Below are 24,300 nucleotides of genomic sequence, written 5' to 3' on the forward strand. Positions count from 1 at the left end.
ATTTGATTTATAATCCTGGCTAACCGTTAAACAGTTTACCAATAACCATTATTTGTAGCTACGCTGTGTTGGTTTACATTCAACGAATTCCAGCGGTTCTTTGTGCAGTTCATACTGGCCATCACCTTTGTATTCCCATGCAGATACGTAGCTGAAGTTTTCGTCGTCACGTTTTGCTTCCCCTTCATCTGTTTGTGATTCTTCGCGGAAGTGGCCACCACAGGATTCGCGGCGGTTCAGCGCATCGATGCACATTAATTCGCCCAGTTCCAGGAAGTCGGCCACGCGACCGGCTTTTTCCAGTTCGGGGTTGAATTCATTGGCTTCACCGGGAACGCGAACATCTTTCCAGAACTCAGCACGCAGCGCTTTAATTTCTTCGATCGCTTCTTTCAGGCCCTTTTCATTACGCGCCATACCGCATTTGTCCCACATGATCTTACCCAGCTTCTTGTGGAAGAAATCGACAGATTTGGTGCCTTTGATGTTGATGAACTTATTGATTGTTTCCCTCACTTTATTTTCTGCCTCTACGAAAGCAGGGTGGTCGGTAGGGATTGCCTTTGTGCGGATTTCATCTGCCAGGTAGTTACCAACGGTGTAAGGAATCACGAAGTAACCATCTGCCAGGCCCTGCATCAGTGCAGATGCACCGAGACGGTTAGCGCCGTGATCAGAGAAGTTTGCTTCTCCCAGGGAATATAAGCCGGGAACGGTAGTACCCAGTTCGTAATCCACCCAGAGGCCACCCATTGTGTAGTGTACCGCAGGATAGATACGCATGGGCAGTTCGTAAGGATTTTCACCGGTGATTTTGGCGTACATGTCGAACAGGTTACCATATTTCTCGGCTACTACTTCTTTACCCAGTTTAATAATTTCTTCTTTGGAGATATTGGAGAGCTGGCGTTTACCCACCTCAATATTACCATAACGTTCGATGGCTGCGGCAAAGTCGAGGTATACTGCCTGTTTGGAAGTACCTACGCCATAACCGGCATCGCATCTTTCTTTTGCTGCACGGGAAGCCACGTCGCGGGGAACGAGGTTACCGAATGCAGGATATCTTCTTTCCAGGTAGTAATCCCTTTCTTCTTCAGGAATATCACTGGCTTTGCGGGTATCGTTTTGTTTTTTGGGTACCCAGATACGGCCATCGTTACGCAGTGATTCTGACATAAGGGTCAGTTTCGACTGGTGATCGCCGGAAACCGGGATACAGGTAGGATGGATCTGTGTGAAGCAGGGGTTAGCGAAGTAAGCGCCGTTCTTGGTAGCTTTCCAGGCGGCAGTTACGTTAGAACCCATTGCGTTGGTAGACAGGTAGAACACGTTGCCATAACCACCGCTGCAGATCAGCACGGCATGACCGAAGTGGCGTTCCAGTTCGCCGGTGATCAGGTTACGTGCAATGATACCGCGTGCTTTACCATCGATTTTCACGATGTCGAGCATTTCGTGGCGGTTATACATTTTCACGTTACCCAGTGCTACCTGGCGTTCCAGTGCGGAGTAAGCGCCGAGGAGCAGCTGCTGACCGGTTTGACCGGCGGCATAAAAAGTACGCTGTACCTGTGTACCACCAAAAGAGCGGTTACTTAACAGGCCACCGTATTCACGTGCAAAGGGAACACCCTGTGCCACGCACTGATCTATAATGTTACCGCTCACTTCTGCCAAACGGTGTACGTTAGCTTCACGGGCGCGGTAGTCACCACCTTTTACTGTGTCGTAGAATAAGCGGAAGACAGAGTCACCGTCATTCTGATAATTTTTTGCCGCATTGATACCACCCTGGGCAGCAATACTGTGTGCGCGGCGCGGACTATCCTGAAAGCAGAATGCTTTTACTTTATATCCCAACTCTCCTAATGAAGCCGCTGCTGAAGCGCCGGCCAAACCAGTACCAATGATAATTACTTCCAGGTTGCGCTTATTGGCAGGGTTCACCAGTTTACAGTGTCCTTTATAGTCTTCCCATTTGGAATTTAATGGTCCGGCAGGAATTTTTGCGTCAAACATATATCCTTACTTTACAGAATTATTTGAAATAGATTACAACGGGGATGATAGCAAAACCGATAGGAATTGCGATACCAAACAACCATATGCCAATGAAGCTGAGTAAGCCGTTGTATTTTTTATGATTTAAACCAAAGGTCTGACAGGCGCTTTTAAAGCCGTGGATCAGGTGGAAAGACAGACCGATCATACCGATCACGTACAATGCTACCAGCCAGCCATTCTTGAAGGTTTCATAAGATAAAGCATACAGGTCTTTCAGCGGTTCAATGCTGCCTTCATAAGTGCGGGTGGGCATTTCCGTGTAGTGGAATTTCCCCCAGAAGTTAACCAGGTGGATAACGATGAAGATTAAGAGGATACTTCCCATAATGGCCATCTGACGACTGAACCAGGAAGATGTCTGATTACCCGGGTTCACGGCGTATTTCACCGGACGGGCTGCTCTGTTGCTGAATGTGAGCTGGAGCGCAATAAACGCGTGCAGCAGGATCACAATTTTCAGCCCCCAGGCAATAAACTGAATCAGGCTGTTGTGTCCCATAAACGCAGCGTATGCGTTAAAGGCCTTGCCTTCGTCGTTGTACAACAGCTGGAAATTACCTGCCAGGTGTACAATAACAAAACTGCAAAGAAACAAGCCGGTAGCACCTACCAATAACTTCTTACCGATAGAGGTATTAAAGAACTGTGACCACTTCATAAGTAAAATTCTAAGCTTCCTAGTATAAAAAGATGTTTGAAATGTCGGGCAAATTTAACGCAGGAAAAATAAAAACCAAATGATATTTATCAGGTTTTCATACGCATATATTATTATTCACATTCATTACGCATTTGTAATCATCTAAACACGCATAATATCTTTCATTTTGTAATGAAAATTAATATTATTCCAGCCGTTTTAACATGATATTATCTACCATGTTAAACAGGTGTAATGGTTGATAGGTGCGCCATTTATCATCATCGAGCAAGTGAACATAGTAGTGCAAACGTGCTCTCTCAAACTCTTCGCGGGTTTGTATTGGCATATTGAGGCTTACGATCCAGCCACCTTCATCGCGGATATCTTCCCACCATTCTTCATAATAACAATCATCGGAAGAATGGAAGTTCATTACATTTTCCGTGATGAGAATATATTTTGTGATGCCTTGTGCGATGAGGGTATCGATGATGTTGCGCTTCATAGTCATGATGTCGTTATCAATCGCATCATTCCATTCTCCCAGTAATTCTATGATGGCGAAGTTAAACTGGTAATCTATGAAGAGGATTTTCATGTACAGGTTGCGTGAGCCAAATTCATCCCACTGTGGATGTATATAATAGTTATACACCGAATTGGAATATTCAAACTCACTGTATTCCCTTCCATAAAACGGAGAGTACTCATCTTCTTCGGCGGTGTACAAATGCCGCCAGTTGTAATATGGCTCTATGTTATGCATACCTGGTTGCTGGGTACAAAAGTTTTAAAATCATTTTCCGGTAAAATCGTCCACTGCCTTTTTCACGCTGCCGGCCTTTAACAGCAGTTGTTGCGCCTGTTCGTAATCGGTGAGTGACAATTGTTCCATGAGCATTTTCACGCCGCGGTCTACCAGCTTTTCGTTACTGAGCTGCATGTTCACCATTTTGTTATCTTCTACCCTGCCGAGCTGGATCATCACGGCGGTAGACAGCATATTCAGCACCAGCTTCTGCGCAGTGCCGCTTTTCAGGCGTGTGCTGCCCGTTACAAACTCCGGTCCTACCACTACCTCCACGGGGAAGTCGGCCGCCGCAGATACCGGCGTATCCGGGTTACAGCTGATGCTGCCCGTTACAATGCCATGCTTACGGCATTCATTGAGGGCGCCTATTACATAAGGCGTGGTGCCGCTGGCCGCGATTCCCACCACCACATCTTTATCGGTTATATTATACGCCTGCAGATCTTCCCAGCCCTGTGTGCGGCTGTCTTCCGCAAACTCCACGGCTTTACGTATAGCCGTATCGCCGCCGGCAATCAATCCTACCACCAGTCCCTGCGGCACGCCAAAAGTAGGCGGGCATTCTGAAGCGTCTACCACACCTAAACGTCCGCTGGTACCGGCTCCCATATAAAAGAGGCGGCCACCTGCCAGCATTTTATCTGCTACGGCGGTCACCAGTTTTTCTATTTGCGGGATCGCCTTTTCCACGGCTAACGGAACGGTCTGATCTTCTTTGTTCATGTTCGTCAGCAGCTCCTGCACGCTCATCTTTTCGAGGTGACGATAGTGTGAAGCCTGTTCCGTTACTTTTACAAATGACATATTGAATGGTTAAAAATGATTAACGATGATATTCCAGCAAACCTTCCATTGGCGTGCGCAGCACTTTGCCCATTGGCAATTCATAGAGTTCGCACAATTCACTGATGATGTCTCGGAAGTGCCAGGCAACCCCACCGGTAAAGTGTAGTGCGGTGGTCCAGCTTTCCCTGTATTTATAAATATGATTAAAGAAGAAGTCGTTCAGCCCGTCTTCCAGGATGTTCTGGATCATGTAGTGCTCGCGGTTTTCCGACAGAAACTCTGTAAACCCGGCCAGGTAGCGGTTGGCTAACGGCTTGCGGTATACGTTTTCCAGGATCTCATCTTTATTGGTATGGTACTTATATTCAAAGCGGGCGTGCAGGTCGGCATCAAAACTATGGTAAAGGTAATACTGGAGCACTTTACGCCCCAGGTAGGCGCCACTGCCTTCATCGCCGAGGATATAACCCAGGCCCGGATTATTTTTCACCACTTCTTTCCCATCATAGTAACAGGAATTAGAGCCGGTACCTAAAATGCTTACCACGCCTTCCTGTGCGCCGCAAAGTGCGCGGGCAGCCCCCATAAGGTCGTGCTGTACATCAAATGCAGCAGCAGGCCATACCGCCTTTATAGCATCGGATACCAGCTGCAGGTTCTTTGGCTGCGACAGGCCCGTTCCATAAAAATATATTGCTGTTACCGGTTGGCCGGCAGGTAACTGTGGTACCAGTTCCTTTTCGAAAATGGCCTTGATCTGCTCCGCAGATTGAAAATACGGACTCACGCCCTGCGTTTTCAATATCAGCGGTTCCGCCGCGCCCAGCAAGCCCCATTCCGTCTTCGTAGATCCGCTGTCAGCAATTAACTTTATTCCAGCACCCATATCCGGTTATTTATGAAATTTAAGAATCCTAAAAGTTTGCACCCGATTTATGCTATTTTTGTCACAATTTAAACAAAAGGGGTTCATAAAAACAAATGGCCCCTTTAAGTTTAAGTGATGATGATACATGTATGCAGCAGATTGCTTTCCGCCAGGTGCTTTTGCTACATGGATACAAAGATTGGTCATATAAATTAGCGGGATAATAATCTGATTATGTCTAACAGGAAGTTGAATGTTTTTTTACCTCTTCTCTTTGCAGTTGTATTAGCCCTGGGAATGTTCCTCGGACATAAAATGCCTGGATCGAACAACGGAGGGGCCACTGTATTTTTTACCAAACCCAACAGGGGCCCGTTACAGGAAGTGATGGACCTGATCAAAGCGAAATATGTAGATTCACTCAATACAGATGATTTACAGCAGGAAGCCATAGAAGGGTTACTGACCCACCTGGATCCTCACTCCATATATATACCACCTTCTGAACTGCAACGGGTAAATGAAGATATGGAAGGTAACTTTGAAGGGATCGGGGTAGAATTCAATATCACTGCCGATACGGTGAATGTGGTGAGTGTGCTGAGCGGCGGCCCGTCTGAAACCGCAGGCGTACAAACCGGTGATAAGATCCTGAAAGTGAACGACAGCCTGGTAGCCGGCAACAGCATTACACCGGAAAAGATCCGCAAACTGCTGAGAGGCCCTGCCGGTTCTACCGTGAACACCATTGTATTAAGACAGGATAAAAAGATCACCATCCCCATCAAGAGAGGCGTTATTCCTTTGTATAGTATAGACGCCAGCTACATGGCGGCTCCTGGTGTGGGTTATATCAAGATCAGCAAATTTTCCGCCACTACCTACGATGAGTTTATGAAAGCCATCCGTCAGCTGGAAAAACAAGGCATGCAGAAACTGGTAATTGACCTCCGGCAGAACCCCGGCGGTTACCTGGATGCAGCCACCCGCATTGCCGATGAACTCATCGACGACCAGAAACTGATTGTATACACGAAGGGGAAAGACTTCCCACGTACCGATTATAAAACGAAACGGCCGGGTCTTTTTGAAAGAGGCGCCCTCGCCGTACTTACGGACGAAGGCTCTGCTTCTGCCAGCGAAATCCTTGCAGGCGCCATACAGGACTGGGACCGTGGCACCGTTATTGGCCGCCGCACTTTTGGTAAGGGCCTGGTACAGGAGCAGTACGACCTGGACAACGGAGGCGCGCTGCGTCTTACCGTAGCCCGCTACTATATTCCTTCCGGCAGAAGTATCCAGAAACCTTACGGAAAAGGACATGATGATTATGATGACGACATCATTGAACGTTACCACCACGGAGAAATGGTGAACAAAGACAGTATCAAAATAACCGATACCGTGCTTTATAAAACAGCAGCAGGCCGCCCGGTTTACGGCGGTGGCGGTATTACACCGGATATTTTCATTCCGTTTGATACTTCCCGCTTTACACCTACTTTAACTGCCATTTATACCCGCAATACGTTCAGCAACTTTGCGTATCAGTATTATACCACGCACAGGGAAATTTTCAAATCTTATACGAACGCTGAGGCTTTCACCAAAAACTTCCAGACTACGCCTGAACTGATCAGCGACTTCAAAGTATACGCTAAAAAAGACAGCATACCTGGCCTGGATCATCTCACAGCCCGTGACGAAACAGAAATCCGCACAAGGCTCAAAGCCATGCTGGCACGCCAGCTGTACAGAACAGAAGGTTTCTATGAAGCCATCAATGCAGAAGATCCTATGGTAAAGAAAGCGCTGGAAGTAGTGAGCAAGGAAAAGGGAGCGTCACAATAACGAAATCATTACGATAAAATAAGAAAGCCGTTCAGGAATATCTGAACGGCTTTCTTATTTTATGTTAGTAAGAAGATGATCTCTTCTCTTACTGATTCTTACGCTGCATCTTAGGCAATGACTGAACGATCAGGTCATTCATTACGTTCACTGCTTCATCGAGATAGATGTCTTTGGTTCTGATCCTGATCCAGTCCTTGTTACGGGCTATCTTGGAAGAATCGTTGCCAAATTTCTCCATATCAGATTTGATGTTTATGATATTGAGTTCTTTTACTTTATCATTTACTGCGTCATATTTTTTGAGTGCAGCGGTATTTGTTTTTTGTTCTGTTTTGTAAGTCTGCAGGTTCAGGGAATAAGTTTCCTGTTTTTCCAGTTTCTTTAAAGTGTTCAGGTTTTCGTTGAGCAATTTGAAAGCTGCGCTGGAAGCCATTCTTTTTTCGCTGTTCTTTTTCAGAGATTCTGCATTTACCGGGTTATACCATGCAGTGAAGCTTGCGCGGGGGATTTCATCCCATGCCAGTGCATCGGAATCTTTACGTTCAGCTACTTCGTAGTATGGATCAGGCAATACGATATCTGAAGCCACGCCTTTCAGTTGGGTAGAACCGCCATTGGCGCGGTAAAATTTCTGCTGGGTAAGTTTCAGTGCGCCGAGGCTGCCACCGTCTTTTACCGGGTAGAAATCATCCAGGTTGAAGAGACGTTGTACCGTGCCTTTACCAAATGTTTGGGTGCTGCCGATGATTACTGCGCGTTTGTAGTCCTGCATGGCTGCGGCCATAATTTCAGAAGCGGAAGCGCTGTATTCGTTTACCATGATAGCCAGTGGTCCTTCGTATTGTACATTCTTATCGCGGTCACGCAGTACTACAGCGTCGCCACCACGGGAGCGTACCTGTACCACGGGGCCTTCCGGAATGAACAGGCCGGCCATCTGCACTACATCCTGGAGGGAGCCGCCGCCGTTGAAGCGGAGATCAAGGATAATGCCTTCCACATTCTCGGCTTTCAGCTTAGCTACTTCTTTGGCAACGTCTTCCGCGCTGCGGGCGCCGTTACGGTCGTTGAAGTCGGCATAGAATTCCGGCAGGTAGATGTAGCCTATTTTATGTTGTCCGTTGATGATCGCTGATTTGGCGAATGTTTCTTCGGTAACAATTTCATCACGGATGATGGTGATATCTTTAGTGGTACCGTCCACGCTTCTTACAGTCAGTTTAACAGGAGTACCTTTTTTACCACGGATCAGTTTCACCGCATCTTCTACGGGGTAACCGGTAATATCCACTGGTTCAGTATTTCCCTGGGCTACTTTCTGGATCACATCGTTGGCTTTCAGTTGTCCCTGTTTCCAGCTCGGACTTCCGGTAACGATGCTTACCACGCGGATTTTGTCGCCTTCTTCTTTCAGCTGTGCGCCGATACCAAAGAATTTACCGGCCATCTGTTCTTCGAACGCACGTTTTTCATCCGGCGGGAAGTAGTCGGTATGCGGATCCATGGTAGTGGTAATCGCATTTACGTAGAGGTTAAAGCGGTCATTATCGTTCTGCCTGTTTTTCAGACGTTCAAAATAACGGTCGTACAGTTGTTTCACCTTTACGCGTGCTTCTGCTTCCAGTTCCACATCGGTTTTGGTTTTAATACTGTCTTTCCCTTTATCTTTTTCTCTCATTTCCTGGAGATCGGTCAGTTTTTCCAGCGTACGGTATTTCAATACTTTGCGCCAGGCTTCTTTACGGGCATTTTCATCTGCAGGAAAATCCACTTTATCCGGGTCCAGTGTTACCTTTTCATCTACGGTGAAATCAAAAGGTTTGGACAGGATTTCAGGGTAGATCGCTGCTGCTTCAGCCACCCGTTGTTTGATCAGGGTGTTGATGCTGCGGAAACAGTCGATCGGTGCGCCTTTCAGTTCATCGTCAATATGAACGGCGAGGGGCATAAGTTTATCCACATCTGTTTTCAGGAAAAATTTCTTTTCCGTGTCCAGGCTACGCAGGTATTTATTAAAAACTTCGGTGGAGAATTTGTCATCTATTGCTTTGGGTTGGTAATGCCCTTCTTTCAGCATCTGCCCCACCAGGTTCATGATCACCTCATAACGACCGGGAGGATCGTCATTATGTCCGAGCTTATTAAAAGCCAACACGCCTGCGGAGATGCTAAGCAGCACAACCGGTATAATCACTTTCAGTCTCATATGTATCTCAATTGAACTTAAACGTTGTCAAATCAAATATAAAATAAAATCACCCGTCGGTCGTGCAATTTATTTCCTTTTAACAAAAAATTGGGCCAAACGGGCACCAGGCGAGATACATGGCTGAAAAGCGTTGTTTTTCCCGCCCGCTACAGTACCTGTGAGGGTGTGGTTACCGGCTGTCGACGTATCCACGAAGTATCTACGAAGCATCCACGAAGGAACCCCGCCTGAAAGGTGGACCTGAGGTAAACGATTAAGATGGCTGGAATGTTTTATTCCTTCACCAGCTTATACACCGCTCCTTTAAATCCGCTGCTGCCGGAATTGCTGGCAAGCATATATAATTCGCCCTGTTCATCCTCTCCCCAACTGAGGATCTGGAGGTTATCCGCAGGGCGACCGGTGAGTTCCAGCGGAGCGCTGGTCCATTTTTGCCCGTTGGGCGTGAGTACAAAGGCTTTCCCGTTATAATCGCCGAAAACATATAATCCTTTCAGCGCCGGGATGGCGCTGCCGCGATATACATAACCACCGGTGATACTTATCCCCACATCGTGGCTGTATTCGTGGATAGGTGCAATCAATGCCGACTTGTCCGCACCCGCAGGCACGTTATAGTCATGAGTGCCTTCCAGGATCCGCCAGCCGTAGTTGCCTCCTTTGGTGATGATGTCTACTTCTTCATACTTATTCTGTCCTACATCACCGGCAAAGAGCATCCTGGTGGTTTTATCAAAGGAAAAACGCCAGGGGTTGCGAAGGCCATAGGCCCATATTTCAGGCCGGGTGTCGGGCCGGTTAACGAAAGGATTATCCGGCGGGATAGAATAGGGTGTTCCATTGACATTTATTCTTAATATTTTACCCAGTAAAGTATTGAGGTTCTGACCGTTGCCAATAGTGCCATGCTTATCGCCGCCGCCGCCGCCATCACCAAGCCCCACATAGAGGTAGCCATCGGGACCAAACTGCAGCTGCCCGCCGTTATGATTGGATTCCGGTTCATCCACTTCCAGTACAATCCTTTTGGAGGCGGTATTGGCCACATTTGGATTCCCTGCTGTGGTGGTAAACTCTACCAGGCGGCTGGTGTGATCGAAGCCGGATCTTTTAGCAGGCGAGCTATAGTACACATAAAACTTGTGATTCGATTTAAAATCGGGGTGAAAAGCCATCCCCAGCAGCCCGCGTTCATCATATCCCGGATTTACGGTAATCATATCGCTGCTTACATCCAGGAAAGGGGTGGGAAGCAGCTTGTTTTGCTGCACGATCCATACTTTCCCTTCTTTCTGACAGAAAAATAACCTGCCGGTACCATCCCCGGGCACGGCCATATTTACCGGAGATATGAACTGGTCTGTTACCAGCTGCAGCTTCGCTTTCCGGGGCGCATTAGCCGGAGGCTCAGGACCATCGTCATTGGAATTATTGCCCGCGCAGGCAAACTGTATGAATATGGCCGGTAATAAAGCCCGGAAAATAAGGGTATGTATTTCCATAGAACTGCGATATTAATGCAGAATAAATATAACCCAGAAAGCCGAAAGGAAGAAGTGATTGTGGTGAGCGGTGAAGCGGATTGTCCGATATTCTGCAGCCGCCGTTTCTGATTTTTGTACCTTCGCAAAAAACTCATCAGGTTGGACACTACGGCACCGAAAAAGAACGACCCATACGCTTCGCTACGCTTTCCGGAATTCAATTATTACCTGGTAATCCGCTTTGCGCTTGTATTTGCGCTGGCCATGCAATTTGCCATTATAGAATGGAAAGTATATGAAATTTCAAAAGATCCCTTCTCACTGGGATTGATAGGTTTGGCAGAAGTAATTCCTGCCGTGTTGCTGGCGCCGTTTGCCGGGCATATGGTAGACAAACGTGAGAAGCGGGGCATGCTCCTCTATTGTGTGATTGCTTATCTTTTTATCAGCTCGGGGTTATTCCTGTTAACCTGGGACCGTGCAGTGGCGGGCGTTTCAAAGCACTGGGTGCTTAACCTCATTTACCTGCTGGTTTTCCTGGGCGGCATTGTGCGGGCCTATACAAGTCCTTCTAACTTTACCCTGATGTCGCTGCTGGTGCCGCGCGAATTATACGCCAACGCCTCTACGTGGAGCAGTTCTGCGTGGCAGATAGGCGGTGTGCTGGGACCTGCGCTGGGCGGTCTTTTCATTCACTGGTTCGGGGTACACTGGTCGATGTTGATGGTAGTATTTATTTTCCTGGCGCCCTTATACAGTTTGCTGAAGATAAAGCCCAAGCCGGTTTATTATAAACCGAAGGGCGAGAGTTTTGTGACGGGTCTTACTGAAGGAATGCGGTTTGTATGGAAAACCAAAGTGGTATTGAATGCGATGGCGCTTGATATGTTTGCAGTGTTGTTTGGCGGTGCGGTAGCGATGTTACCGGCATTTGCCACAGATGTGCTGCATGTGGGTTCCCTGGGTTATGGCTTGCTGCGTTCCGCCCCAGCGGTGGGTGCGCTGGTCACCATGTTTATACTGGCCCATAAGCCATTGGTGAACAAACCGGGTATCAAGCTGCTGGCGGCGGTATTCGGCTTTGGTTTAACCATTATATTGTTTGGTCTTTCCACTAGCTTTTACCTGTCGATGTTTGCGCTGCTGATCAGTGGCGCGCTGGATGGTATCAGTGTAATCATACGGCAAACGATCCTGCAGTTAAAAACGCCGGACGATATGCGCGGGCGGGTAGCATCGGTAAGTTCCATGTTTGTGGGTTCTTCCAATGAACTGGGGGCCTTTGAAAGCGGTTTTATGGCCAGGGCAATGGGTTTGGTGCCATCGGTAGTATTTGGAGGATGTGTTACGCTGGGCGTGGTGATCACCACTTATATTATCTCACCGGCTATGCGCAAACTGGATCTGAAGCCTTAGCAGGCGGCGGTTAGCCTTTAACAGCGCCAACCGCCTTTACCTATAAATCCATCTTTTCCTTTAACTTTTCCAGTACATAATAAACAGCCGGGCAAACGGTGCTGTTTTCGTAGGTGATCTTCGGGCGTTTAAAAAAGTCGTAACTGTCTGTGTAGGGATAGTTGGCGCAATCGCCGGGGCGTACATCATAGATGCCGCAGTAGTTGTCGGCGCCCAGGAAGGGGCACGGCGTGAACTTCACCACATAGTCTTCATCCTTATCAAGCCGGAGGTAGGTTTCAATGAAATCACCTTCCTTCATGCCCAGGTGCTTTGAGATGCGCCTTATATCGGGCCCTTTAAAACGGGGGCTGATGGTTTTGCAGCAGTTACCGCACTGGAGGCAATCGATTTTACTGAATGCTTCCTCATGCAGATCCGGCAACAGCTTCTCCACTCCTTTTCCACGGCGGGTTTGCAGTTTTGCGAGGAACTGTTTATTCGCTTTTTGCTTATCCTGGGCCTTCTGTTCCCAGTCTTCTAATATTTTGCTCATTTGGTGCAAAGATAGGTAAATAGTCTGTGGACAAAATTATGACATATACACCCATCCCTGAAGTATCATTTATCACTGTTTTCCCCCGCCAGTATTGATTGTTTGGCCGTTGCTTAAAATCTGCATAGCTTTGCGCATTCTATTTCAAATTACCTGCTTACATCATGAATCTTTTTGATATTCAACAAAATGAATTCGTGCACCGTCACATAGGGCCGAATGAAAGAGAGACCAACCAGATGCTGGAAACCATCGGGGCCTCCAACCTGGACCAGCTGATCAGCAAAACCGTTCCGGGCGCCATCCGTATGCAACAGCCACTGGCTATTCCTGCAGCGATGAGTGAAAGTGATTATCTCCGTCATCTGAAGGACATATCACTGAAAAACAAAGTATACCGCAGCTATATTGGCCAGGGTTATTTTGATACGATTACACCAAGTGTTATTCTGCGTAATGTATTTGAGAATCCAGGATGGTATACCCAGTATACGCCGTACCAGGCAGAAATTTCCCAGGGCCGCCTGGAAAGCCTGCTGAACTACCAGACAATGGTATGTGATCTGACAGGACTGCCAATTGCCAATGCTTCCCTGCTGGATGAAGCCACTGCCGCAGCAGAAGCCATGACCATGTTCTTCAATGCGCTGAATAAGGATCATGATCATGTAACCAGACCTAAATTTTTTGTAGATAACAACGTATATCCGCAAACGCTGGATGTAATTTATACCCGCGCTACCCCGCTTCACATTGAAGTAGTGACAGGCGATTACAAAACTGCTTCCTTCGACGAATTATACTTCGGTGCGCTGATCCAGTATCCCGACAACGTGGGTGCTGCAGCCGATTACCGTGCTTTCATTGACCAGGTACACGCAGTGGGCGCATTTGTAGGTGTGGCAACAGACCTGCTGGCATTGACCCTGCTTACTTCCCCTGGCGACATGGGCGCTGATGCAGCCTTTGGTTCTGCACAACGCTTTGGTGTTCCATTGGGCTTTGGTGGTCCGCACGCTGCTTTCTTTGCCGTAAAGGACGATTTTAAACGTTCTATCCCCGGCCGTATCATCGGTGTGAGCATTGATGCCAATGGCGGCCGTGCGCTGCGTATGGCACTGCAAACCCGTGAACAGCACATCAAACGTGAAAAAGCAACTTCCAATATCTGTACTGCACAGGCATTGCTGGCCAATATGGCCGCCATGTATGCCGTATATCATGGTCCGGAAGGGCTGAAAAATATTGCTACCCGTATTTCCCTGCTCACCAATACACTGGCGGGTAAGCTGAAGGCTAAAGGTCTGAAGCTGGCGTCAGACAGCTTCTTCGATACTATCGTAGTTGAAGGCGCTGATGTAAAAGATGCTGCAGAAGCACTGGGTATCAACTTCCGTTACTTCGCCAATGGCAATGTGGGTATCTCTCTCGATGAAACCACTACCATTGCTGATGTAAACGACATCCTGCACGTATTTGGCGCAGGTACTACAGATGCAGCAGCCGTTTCCGGTGGTGCCACCGGTATCCCTGCCGATCTGCAACGTACTTCTCCTTACCTGCAATATCCTGTATTTAACAGCTATCACAGCGAATCGCTGATGATGCGTTACCTGAAGATGCTGGAAAACAAGGATCTTTCCCTGAATACTTCCATGATCTCCCTGGGTTCCTGCACCATGAAGCTGAATGCAGCTACCGAGATGATTCCTTTGAGCTGGGCACACTGGAGCAAAATGCATCCATTTGCACCGAAAAACCAGGTAGGCGGCTATTTACAGATGGCTGAAGAACTGGGAGAATACCTCAGCAAAATTACCGGCTTCGACGCATGCAGCCTGCAGCCTAACAGTGGTGCACAGGGTGAATACGCCGGCCTGCTGGTGATCCGCGAATACCAGAAGAGCAGAGGTGAAGGCCACCGTAATGTAATGCTGATCCCGATCAGCGCCCACGGTACCAACCCCGCATCTGCAGTAATGGCGGGCTTCAAGGTAGTGATTGTAAAAGCGCTGGAAAACGGCTACATCGATGTAGACGATCTGAAAGCAAAAGCAGCCACCTACAGTAAAGACCTCGCCGGTATCATGATCACTTATCCATCTACCTACGGTGTATATGAAGAAAGTGTAAAAGATATCTGCGCTACAATACACGAACACGGCGGACAGGTATATATGGACGGCGCCAACATGAACGCCCAGGTAGGTTTAACCGCACCCGGACTGATTGGCGCAGACGTTTGTCACCTGAACCTGCACAAAACTTTCGCTATTCCTCACGGTGGCGGCGGTCCCGGCATGGGCCCTATCTGCGTAGCAAAACACCTGGCGCCATTCCTGCCAGGACACGTTACACTGAATGATGGCAAGCCATCCAACGCCGTATCTGCAGCGCCATTTGGTTCTGCCAGCATCCTGCTGATCTCTTACGCTTACATCCGCATGCTTGGATTCAACGGCGTTAAACAGGCGTCTGAATTTGCTATCCTGAATGCCAACTATATGAAGGCAAGACTGGAAAAAGCATATGACATCCTGTATACCGGTGTTAACGGTACCTGTGCGCATGAATTCATTGTGGACCTCCGTCCGTTTAAAGCAGCTGCCGGTATTGAAGCGGAAGATGTGGCCAAACGCCTGATGGATTATGGCTTCCACGCTCCTACCATGAGCTTCCCGGTTCCGGGCACTATCATGATTGAGCCTACTGAAAGTGAGGATAAAGGTGAGCTGGATCGCTTCTGCGATGCGCTGCTGGCTATCCGTGAAGAGATCCGTGCGGTAGAACTGGGTCAAAGCGATAAACAAAACAACGTACTGAAAAATGCACCGCATACCCAACAGGTGATCACTGCCGATGAATGGACCCGTCCATACAGCCGTCAGCAGGCAGCATTCCCGCTGGAATATGTGAAGGCAAATAAATTCTGGCCTTCTGTAAGCCGTATCAACAATACATTCGGCGACAGGAACCTGATCTGTACCTGCGAACCTGCAAGTGCATATGAGGAAGCAGCGGTATAAGCTGTTGGTTTAAATATTAAAAGAGAAGGGGATAGATGTTACGTCTATCCCCTTCTCTTTTTTTTAAAGATAAATAACGGTTATTGTAAGACAGGCTCCAGTACTTCCAGGCGCCCATCGATAGGCTGTGTGATATCCAGGCCGAGTATTCTTGCTACTAACGGGTACACATGTACGTTTTCGAAAGTGGCGATGCGGGTATGTGGTTTAAAAGCCGGCCCCCAGGCCATGAAGATGGCGTTCATGTTGGTGAGGTTATTGTCATACCCATGATGACCCGGACTTGCTTTTTTTGACGGTGTAAATATATAGTTGGCTTCTGCCAGCAGGATAATATCACCGATACGGTTATAAACATCTTCCTGACCATAGTGCCATCTTTCAGGTGTTTCCTTTTTCAGGTAAGCCGTATAATGATTTTCGTGTTGTTTAAGATAATCATATGCGGCTTTGATTTCCTCATCGGTTTTACCGTATAGCATTACCTTTTCGTTTCCAGGTATACTTTTCAGGGGTTGCAGCACGGGTGCATCCGGCAGGGTGATGGTATGAGTGGTATCTGCCAGCATCATACCGTGATCGGATACCACGATAAAATTTACCGGGAGATGCAGCTGCTCTGCTTCGGCCACCATTTTGCCGATGGCGGCATCCACAAATTGTACGGCGCTGCGTACACTGTCGGCGTCCGGTCCCCAGGAATGTCCCATGTGATCCACTTCAGGGAAGTAGAAGGTAATGAGGTGCGGGCGTTGTTCTTCCGGCAGGCGGAGCCAGTTTATGACTGTTTGGATGCGTTGATCGATCCTTGTTTTTTCCTGGTACTTAAAATAGTAGGTAGGACGTACGTTTTGTATAGCGCTTTCTGATCCTACCCAGAAATAGCTGGCGCTGATCATTTCCTGTTTCTCCGCCAATACCCATAATGGCACGCCATTGTACCAGGTGCCGTCTTCCACGGCATCGCGGTTGCCCACTTTGTAAACAGCATCTCTTTTACGGTCGTAAAAAAAATTATCCACCAGGCCGTGATGGGCGGGGTAAAGACCAGTAGCCAGGGAATAGTGATTGGGAAAAGTAAGGGATGGAAATGCCGGCTGCATAGCAGTAGCGCGAACGCCTGCTCCCGACAGGCGCAGCAGGTTTTGTGCATTGTATTTTTCGGCGTAGTCGTACCGGAAACCATCAATGGAGATCATGATCACATAGGGCCTCGACTGCTGCGTGGCGCTGTTCTTTCTTCCTTCCACTACCAGCTGGGCAGTATCCTGGGCGTAGCCGGCAAAGCTGATCGATAGCAGGACAGCGGCTAATAAAAAAATCCTTTTCAATATTATAGTATTTATGATTGCATGGTAACAATTGGGGAAGAATAACAGATGATGGGTTATAATGCGGGGCAAATTAGAAAACTATTTCCATTCAAAACGACATAAAGTAGTTATATATCCGTTAATAAAAATGCAGATATGAGTTACCACAGCTATTAAATCTCTCTTAAACATGTAATAATATTTTACCACATATTATTACAAAATGGCTACAAACAAGCAAAATGATAATCACTAAATAAAAAATTATATATATAATTTTAATTAATTAATTGTTTATCTATATATTAGCCTACTGAAAAACCATCTAACAACTATGTCTGATTACACCTTTATTACGACTGAGGAACATTTTTTATTACAGGACGCGCTGAAGAGAAACAAGCAACAGTTAACAAAATTCACCCTTATCGGTTTTGGGCTATTATTGATTGCTGCTGTGATACCGCAAATTTATTTATACACTCACAACAACCTGGGTGATGCGGATGATTCGCTCCTGTCTTTCAAAAACCTTTGGTTCTGGGTATGGCTGTTATGCTTTGTGATAGCGTTGATATTTGCGTTGATAAAAGTAACAGATATACGCTACTGGGCTATTAAAAAAGATCTGACTGCCCTACAGAAAGCCACCCTGGAGGCGCCGATGGAAGCGGTATACCTGGAAAACAATGATACACAAACCAATATTATGATCCTGCTGGAGAATAAGAAAAAACGCCTGTTTTACTGGATGCGTGGTGCGTTGGAAGGATACAGGGCAGGGCAGCAAGTGGAGATCACCTATGCCCGTTATTCCCGTGTGATCATCAGTATCAACAAGAAATAATCCGCCAAAGTTTTTAAGTGCCGGCCCTGTGCGTGTAGCTTACCTGCTAACACACAGGGCTATATTATTGCAGGGCCGGCTTGTAACATTTACCCCATATCAGCGTTTTATCCTAAATCTGCATTCCGGGAGCGTCTGCTTGATAGTTTGACCTTACTTTTCCCGCAGAAGCCATCAATAAATCGGTATTTTTAACAGGTTGTTATCCAATTTATGCGTTTATCCTTACTATATCCGGTAAAAATCCTGCTGTACTATACTGCGCTTTTGCTACTCATAATAGCTCCAGCCTGTCAGTGTAAAAAAGACAACAGCGTTACTCCCCCACCCCGCCCGGAGCCACCAAAAGATATTTACCTCGTTACCGCGATCCGCGTGAATAACATACCCAAAGACAGTCTTGTTTATAATGACAAACACCAGGTTACGGAGAGATGGGACTACAACCCTACTTACCGTATCTGGCAAAATTATATAGCCTACACCTATAACCAGGAAGGTTATGTATCAATGGCCAGGTATTATAACGAAAATGATAATACTATAAAAAGTCTTAGCCAAAAGGATTCAGTGGCGTGGAATGCAGACAGGTTTATCATTTACACCACCTTTTACAGGGAACTGGGTAATGAAATTTCCGGGTACGATACGCTTAATTATTTACAGACTAACAATCAAAGAATGCTCACCCTCGTAGGCACTAAAGACACCATTTCTATTGTTGTTGGAGTGGCAGTGTTGTACAAACAATACCAGTATAACGGGAAAGATATCACGCAGTTTCAGGATATAAACTGGTATCATGTATATAACGGGGAACCCGAATTACTCTCGAACACATTTGACCTTGCATACCTTCCGCTGGAGAACCCGTTGTTTCCACAGGTATCAAAAAATCCACTGCTGTTCCGCACCATTGGCGGTGATAAATTTCCTTATCCCTCCGATGAATATTACCCTTACCTTTTGAGTGAACACCTGACAGCAGCGTTTACGTATAAAACAGATAAGGTACCACCGAAGATCTGCCCCATCGCCTATAAAATGTTTGATACCACACAGTATCCACAAACACAAAGTATTCCAGGCATCAATAAAACAATTGCTTATACCTATAAAGTGATCAAAGCAGATTAAGAACGAAATCATACCATGAAATATATTACGCTACCCGTCATTGCGCTTGTAATATTGACTAATACCGGATGCCGGAAAAAAGATCAGCCTAAAGAACCAACGGGACCAGCGCCCATACAGGTTACTCGCCTGATAACACAGATTTATAGAGATAATATTCTCTATGAGCAACTGGGTTATAACAATAACCAGCAACTAACCACCTTCGACCATTATGAACCCGGCAGTGATCAGGCTACTATGCATATGGAATTTAAAACCGATGCCAATGGAAAGCTGACAGGAACAGTTCTCTATCGAAAGGACGGAGCCAATTTCAAATTGTCGGAAAAAAATGTGGTACAATCATCTGAAAGAGAATTTAAGATAACAGGATTCCTGTACCCACCATACTCTGGAGGGAGAAATGATACGGTACCGGACGCAATGCGATTTACATTTGATGACAGCGGTAAATTGATTGAACTCACAGATACATTGATAACAGAGAAGGGCGCCGATTATATGCGCCAATTGATAGCCATCACCACCTGTAATTATTCCGGCGATCAGCTCAATAACTTAACACGCAATGGTTATGGCTATTATGCCTCCCCCACCCTGCCAGGCGGAGAAGAAACCACACTGCATACCAGCAGCATATCCCAGTTTGAATATGACGACACGCCTAACTTTTTCTATGCACTCGGCAAACAATATCCTTATCTGCGATTTATAATGAGGCCGGACCATCGCTTATTTGCCGGTCGCACCAATGTAAAAAAGATCACTGAAAAGCATCTCCCTCCTGGCGGCAGTCAGACTGAGATCACCCATATCTTCCGGGATATCCGCGATGATCACGATAGCCAGGTCGTTTACACTACAGAGTTGTCCATACAAAACGGTGTTACCAGTACTACCCAATGGCGGTATCATTACAGACCTCTTCCATAATTCCCGGAAATTTTACAGACTTTTGTAACAAGATATAATTGTTACTCATGAACCTTGCACAATTTCAGGAATATTGTCTTTCACTACCCGGCGTTACAGAAGAGTTTCCTTTTGGAGATGAAACCCTGGTATATAAAGTTTGCGGAAAAGTATTTGCCCTCAGCGGCCTTTCAAATTTTGAATCTATTAACCTCAAATGCGATCCGGAAGAAGCCGTTGAACTGCGGGAGCGTTATGAAGGCGTGATCCCCGGCTATCACATGAATAAAAAACACTGGAATACTGTTGATGTACACTCCGGTATTCCCAATAAGCTGCTGCTGGAATGGATCAGAAATTCGTACGAGTTGGTAGTGGCGAGTTTACCAAAGAAAGAAAAAGAGAAACTGGGCCGGTAACCGTTCCCCACATAGCTGCCAGCCATCCCCCGTTTTTTTATTACATTAGCCCGAAATCTAAAATAAACTGTTTATGAGAAAATGGCTGCTGCTGGCCTGTGCCGCGCTGTTTGTAATTCCTGCGGCGTGTAAGGCCGTTAACCAGGATTCACTCTGGATGCATGAACACTACACTAAAAAGGAAGTGTACATCACCATGCGCGATGGCATTAAGTTATTTACTTCCATTTACCTGCCGAAAGATCAATCGGAAAAACATCCTATCCTGATGACGCGCACGCCTTATTCCTGCGCTCCTTATGGAGAAAATGCCTTCCGTCCGTTGTATAAAAATCATTATAAAGAATACCTGAAAGAAGGCTACATCATGGTCATACAGGATGTAAGAGGCACCTGGATGAGTGAAGGTAAATTTGTGAATGTAAGACCTTTCAATCCTGCTAAAAAAGGAAAGAAAGATATTGATGAAGCCAGTGATACCTATGATACCATCGACTGGCTCGTGAAAAACCTCAGCGGCAACAACGGTAACGTAGGAATATTTGGTATTTCCTATCCCGGCTTTTACTCTACTATGGCTGCGCTGAGCGGCCACCCGGCCCTGAAGGCGGTGAGTCCGCAGGCGCCTGTTACGGATTGGTTTTTGGGAGATGATTTTCATCACAACGGTGCTTTCTTTATCGCAGACGCTTTCTCTTTTTATACGGTATTTGACCAGCCGCATCCCAAACCCACTACGGAAGGGCCAAAGGGCATTGATTACTACACGCACGACAACTACAAATACTACCTGGAAACCGGCGCATTGCCTAACTTCGCTAAGATCATCGGCGACAGCGTAACCTTCTGGCATGAAATGTACGCACATCCTACTTACGACAGCTGGTGGAAAGCCCGCAACGTGCGCAACTTCCTGCAGAATGTAAAACCCGCTATGTTGATTGTAGGAGGCGTGTTTGATGCGGAAGATTGCTTCGGCGCGTGGAATACCTATCAGGCCATTGAAACCAAAAGTCCGGCTACCAATAACCGTATTGTAATGGGACCGTGGTACCACGGTCAATGGGCATCCAACGATGGTACCCACCTGGGTAATGTGCGCTTTGGCAGCAACACCGCCGAATACTACGCACAAAACGTTGAAATTCCTTTCTTCAACTATTACCTTAAAGGCAAAGGCGCTGCACCTGATATCGCAGAAGCCACTATTTTCTTCACCGGCGAAAACAAATGGAAACAACTCCCTAAATGGCCTCCGGCTAACATGGAAGACGCTCCTGTTTATTTGCAGGAAGATGGTAAGCTTTCCTTTACCAAACCCGCTGCTGCCAATAGCTTCAGCGAATACGTAAGCGACCCGGCCAAACCTGTTCCATATACAGAAGACGTACATTTTGGCCGTACCATCAACTATATGACCGATGATCAGCGCTTTGCCGCCCGCAGACCTGACGTAGCCGTATTTGAAAGTGAAGTACTGGACAAAGACATTACCCTGGCCGGCCCCGTAGTAGCAGACCTGATTGCCAGCACCAACACTACAGATGCCGATTTCATCGTGAAAGTGATTGACGTATTCCCTGACGATTTCAAATATGAAGAAGACGCGCCTGCCGAACATCGCCGGGTGCCTTCCGCTACCTACCCGATGGGCGGCTACCAGATGCTGGTACGTGGAGAGATCATGCGCGGCAAATTCCGCAACAGCTTTGAAAAGCCGGAAGCATTTGTGCCTGATCAACCTGCTGAAGTGAAATTCACCATGCCGGATGTAGCGCATACCTTCCAGAAAGGACACCGCATCATGATCCAGGTACAAAGCAGCTGGTTCCCGCTGTCAGACCGGAACCCGCAGCAGTTCATGGATATTTACAAGGCTACAGACAAAGATTTTAAAAAGGCCACTATCCGCATTTACCACGATGCACAGCATCCTTCCAACGTGGTGTTGCCGGTAGTGAAATAATGATTTACCGGGATGACACCGTTGGCATCATCCCGGTAAAAGGCTTGCGGGCGAAATATTATATTGATTAACTTGCATCATCTTTAAAAAGCCTTATTTTAACTAACATTTCTGTCTATTATTTATGAAGTACAAAAAATACCTGTTCATAGGAGCCCTGGGATGCTTATCCGTACAAGGTTTCAGTCAGGCTAAACCTGCACCTAAGAAGCCCGTGGCCAAAACAGCCGTTAAGTCACCGGTATTGAAAAACAAACTGGACTCCGTGAGCTACGGAATAGGAGTTAGTATTGCGGAGAACCTGAAGGCCCAGGGACTGGAAAATGTGAATCCTGCCCTTCTGGCCAAAGCAGTACAGGATGCGTTGAAGAACAAACCGTTAACACTGTCAAAAGAACAATGTGATATGAGCATAAGTAATTATCTGCAGCAGCTGAAAGCAGACAAAGCTGCCAAAAACCGCGAAGCAGGACTTAAATTCCTGGCGGAGAATAAATCAAAACCAGGAGTTGTAACGCTGCCTGATGGTTTACAGTACCAGATCCTGAAAGAAGGCGATGGTCCTAAACCTACCGCCGCCGATAAAGTAAAAACACATTATCATGGTACATTAATCGATGGTACGGTGTTCGATAGCTCTGTAGACAGAGGTCAGCCCATCTCCTTCCCGGTAGGCGGCGTGATCAAAGGCTGGACAGAAGCCCTTCAGTTAATGCCTGTAGGCTCTAAATGGCGTCTTTTCATCCCTTCTGAGCTGGCATACGGCGATCGTGGTGCAGGTCCGAAAATCGGTCCGGGTGCAGCGCTGATATTTGATGTGGAGCTGCTGGCGATTGAGCAGTAAAAGGATCGCCTTCGGCGATTGTCTTTTTCAGGATTAAGCTGATAACGCTGATTTGATTATGTTTTAATTTTAAAAGATTAGGGAAGATAAAAGCGGATTCGCTTCTATCTTCCCTAAAATTTTTTATATCCAAAAAAGTAAAATCGGTCTACTTCGCAGCAAACACCCGCGGCCGGCGTTGTTCCAGCAACAGAAAATCAGCCAGCACCATAGCGGTAACTGCTTCCAGTACCACCGGTACGCGCAGGGCGATGCAAAGGTCGTGACGGCCTTTCACGCTGAAAGTTTCTACTTCCCCGCTTTTAATATTGAGGGTTTGTTGTTCTTTAGGTGTACTGGAGGTAGGTTTCACCGCGATGCGGAAAACCAGCGGATTGCCATTGGTGATACCGCCTACTACGCCACCCGCATGATTGGAGGCTGTTTTACCGGTTTTATCGATGATGGGATCATTATGTTCGAGTCCTTTCATTTTAGCAGCAGCAAAGCCGGCGCCAAACTCAATACCTTTGATAGCAGGAATTGCAAAAACGGCGTGCGCCAGCGCGGATTCCAGCGAATCAAAGAAAGGTTCGCCCAGGCCAATGGGCAAGCCATTTACCACGCACTCCACGATACCACCTACTGAATCTTTTGCTGCAATCGCGGCTTCCAGTCCGGCTTCCGGATCAGGGTTGCCTCCTACTTCCGTGATGGTGGCATTCACCTGGATCTCTTCGCCCAGGATCTTTTTGGCAATTACACCGGCTGCCACCAGGTTGAGGGTGAGCCTGCCGCTGAAATGTCCGCCGCCGCGATAGTCTTCAAAGCCGCCAAACTTTTCGGTCGCTACAAAATCGGCATGTCCCGGACGCGGAAACTCCCGCAACTTTTCGTAATCAGTGCTGCGGGTATTGTTATTTTCAAAAAGAATAGTAACAGGTGCACCGGTAGTGAAATCGTTAAAAACGCCTGATTTGATAAAGGGCAGGTCTTCCTCCTTGCGGGGCGTAGTGCCCCTGGAACCGCCTTTACGACGTTCCAGGTCTGCCAGGAAATCTTCCTGCTTTAACGGGATACCTGCCGGTATACCATCTATATTTACGCCAACGCTGGCGCCATGTGATTCTCCAAAAACATTTACCCTGAATAATCTGCCAAAACTGTTCACACGCTGATGA

The 24,300-nt window shown here is 47.0% G+C and carries 19 protein-coding genes; 9 read left to right on the top strand and 10 right to left on the bottom strand.

Features of this window, described 5'->3' with window-relative positions:
* Positions 1 to 48: 48 nt before the first annotated feature.
* The 5 genes from V7S65_RS13820 to V7S65_RS13840 form a co-directional block, all read right to left on the bottom strand.
* The gene (locus V7S65_RS13820; RefSeq protein WP_336386754.1) at positions 49 to 2,022 is read right to left on the bottom strand and encodes a fumarate reductase/succinate dehydrogenase flavoprotein subunit; all 1,974 of its coding nucleotides are present in this window, start codon (positions 2,020 to 2,022) and stop codon (positions 49 to 51) included.
* A gap of 19 nt (positions 2,023 to 2,041) precedes the next feature.
* Positions 2,042 to 2,725, bottom strand: a complete 684-nt coding sequence (locus tag V7S65_RS13825) for a succinate dehydrogenase cytochrome b subunit (protein WP_079470449.1) — start codon at positions 2,723 to 2,725, stop codon at positions 2,042 to 2,044.
* Between the two features lie 187 nt (positions 2,726 to 2,912).
* Complete coding sequence (locus V7S65_RS13830; protein ID WP_079470450.1) at positions 2,913 to 3,476, bottom strand: hypothetical protein; 564 nt, start codon at positions 3,474 to 3,476, stop codon at positions 2,913 to 2,915.
* A 30-nt stretch (positions 3,477 to 3,506) separates the two neighbouring features.
* Positions 3,507 to 4,325 (bottom strand): N-acetylmuramic acid 6-phosphate etherase, encoded by an 819-nt coding sequence (gene murQ, locus V7S65_RS13835; RefSeq protein ID WP_079470451.1) that lies wholly within the window; start codon positions 4,323 to 4,325, stop codon positions 3,507 to 3,509.
* A 19-nt stretch (positions 4,326 to 4,344) separates the two neighbouring features.
* Entirely contained in the window at positions 4,345 to 5,193 is an 849-nt protein-coding gene (locus V7S65_RS13840; RefSeq protein WP_336386753.1) for a BadF/BadG/BcrA/BcrD ATPase family protein, read from the bottom strand.
* A gap of 216 nt (positions 5,194 to 5,409) precedes the next feature.
* Here V7S65_RS13840 and V7S65_RS13845 point away from each other — a divergent pair, with 216 nt between their 5' ends.
* Positions 5,410 to 7,026 (top strand): S41 family peptidase, encoded by a 1,617-nt coding sequence (locus tag V7S65_RS13845; RefSeq protein ID WP_227024496.1) that lies wholly within the window; start codon positions 5,410 to 5,412, stop codon positions 7,024 to 7,026.
* An 88-nt stretch (positions 7,027 to 7,114) separates the two neighbouring features.
* On the opposite strand, the gene V7S65_RS13850 is transcribed toward V7S65_RS13845, so the two are convergent.
* Positions 7,115 to 9,235, bottom strand: a complete 2,121-nt coding sequence (locus V7S65_RS13850; RefSeq protein WP_079470454.1) for a carboxy terminal-processing peptidase — start codon at positions 9,233 to 9,235, stop codon at positions 7,115 to 7,117.
* Positions 9,236 to 9,510: 275 nt separating this feature from the next.
* A complete protein-coding gene (locus V7S65_RS13855) occupies positions 9,511 to 10,740 on the bottom strand; it encodes a PQQ-dependent sugar dehydrogenase (protein ID WP_336386752.1) in 1,230 nt (409 codons plus the stop codon).
* A 141-nt stretch (positions 10,741 to 10,881) separates the two neighbouring features.
* Between V7S65_RS13855 and V7S65_RS13860 the strand changes: the two genes are divergently transcribed.
* Positions 10,882 to 12,138 (top strand): MFS transporter, encoded by a 1,257-nt coding sequence (locus V7S65_RS13860; RefSeq protein ID WP_079470456.1) that lies wholly within the window; start codon positions 10,882 to 10,884, stop codon positions 12,136 to 12,138.
* A gap of 40 nt (positions 12,139 to 12,178) precedes the next feature.
* On the opposite strand, the gene V7S65_RS13865 is transcribed toward V7S65_RS13860, so the two are convergent.
* The gene (locus V7S65_RS13865; protein ID WP_079470457.1) at positions 12,179 to 12,673 is read right to left on the bottom strand and encodes a YkgJ family cysteine cluster protein; all 495 of its coding nucleotides are present in this window, start codon (positions 12,671 to 12,673) and stop codon (positions 12,179 to 12,181) included.
* A gap of 164 nt (positions 12,674 to 12,837) precedes the next feature.
* On the opposite strand from V7S65_RS13865, the gene gcvP reads away from it, so the two are divergent.
* A complete protein-coding gene (gene gcvP, locus V7S65_RS13870) occupies positions 12,838 to 15,699 on the top strand; it encodes an aminomethyl-transferring glycine dehydrogenase (RefSeq protein WP_407934863.1) in 2,862 nt (953 codons plus the stop codon).
* Positions 15,700 to 15,779: 80 nt separating this feature from the next.
* On the opposite strand, the gene V7S65_RS13875 is transcribed toward gcvP, so the two are convergent.
* Positions 15,780 to 17,030 carry an alkaline phosphatase family protein gene (locus V7S65_RS13875; protein WP_079470459.1) on the bottom strand — a complete coding sequence of 417 codons (1,251 nt, stop codon included), beginning with the start codon at positions 17,028 to 17,030 and terminating at the stop codon, positions 15,780 to 15,782.
* Positions 17,031 to 17,346: 316 nt separating this feature from the next.
* Here V7S65_RS13875 and V7S65_RS13880 point away from each other — a divergent pair, with 316 nt between their 5' ends.
* The 6 genes from V7S65_RS13880 to V7S65_RS13905 all read left to right on the top strand — a co-directional run bounded on the left by V7S65_RS13880 (position 17,347) and on the right by V7S65_RS13905 (position 23,140).
* Complete coding sequence (locus V7S65_RS13880) at positions 17,347 to 17,859, top strand: hypothetical protein (RefSeq protein ID WP_079470460.1); 513 nt, start codon at positions 17,347 to 17,349, stop codon at positions 17,857 to 17,859.
* Positions 17,860 to 18,126: 267 nt separating this feature from the next.
* Positions 18,127 to 18,996 carry a hypothetical protein gene (locus tag V7S65_RS13885; protein ID WP_336386750.1) on the top strand — a complete coding sequence of 290 codons (870 nt, stop codon included), beginning with the start codon at positions 18,127 to 18,129 and terminating at the stop codon, positions 18,994 to 18,996.
* 15 nt (positions 18,997 to 19,011) lie between these two features.
* Complete coding sequence (locus V7S65_RS13890; RefSeq protein ID WP_336386749.1) at positions 19,012 to 19,932, top strand: hypothetical protein; 921 nt, start codon at positions 19,012 to 19,014, stop codon at positions 19,930 to 19,932.
* Positions 19,933 to 19,979: 47 nt separating this feature from the next.
* Positions 19,980 to 20,330: an MmcQ/YjbR family DNA-binding protein gene (locus V7S65_RS13895; protein WP_111577726.1), complete on the top strand. Its 351-nt coding sequence runs from the start codon at positions 19,980 to 19,982 to the stop codon at positions 20,328 to 20,330.
* A gap of 73 nt (positions 20,331 to 20,403) precedes the next feature.
* A complete protein-coding gene (locus V7S65_RS13900; protein WP_336386748.1) occupies positions 20,404 to 22,296 on the top strand; it encodes a CocE/NonD family hydrolase in 1,893 nt (630 codons plus the stop codon).
* Positions 22,297 to 22,420: 124 nt separating this feature from the next.
* The gene (locus V7S65_RS13905) at positions 22,421 to 23,140 is read left to right on the top strand and encodes an FKBP-type peptidyl-prolyl cis-trans isomerase (protein WP_079470465.1); all 720 of its coding nucleotides are present in this window, start codon (positions 22,421 to 22,423) and stop codon (positions 23,138 to 23,140) included.
* Positions 23,141 to 23,288: 148 nt separating this feature from the next.
* Here V7S65_RS13905 and V7S65_RS13910 read toward each other — a convergent pair whose 3' ends face one another.
* On the bottom strand, positions 23,289 to 24,290 hold the full coding sequence (locus tag V7S65_RS13910) for a chorismate synthase (protein WP_079470466.1): 1,002 nt from the start codon (positions 24,288 to 24,290) through the stop codon (positions 23,289 to 23,291).
* Between the last annotated feature and the right edge of the window lie 10 nt (positions 24,291 to 24,300).

This window comes from Chitinophaga sp. CCNWYY40, from assembly GCF_037483205.1.
Classification (GTDB): Bacteria; Bacteroidota; Bacteroidia; order Chitinophagales; family Chitinophagaceae; genus Chitinophaga; species Chitinophaga ginsengisegetis.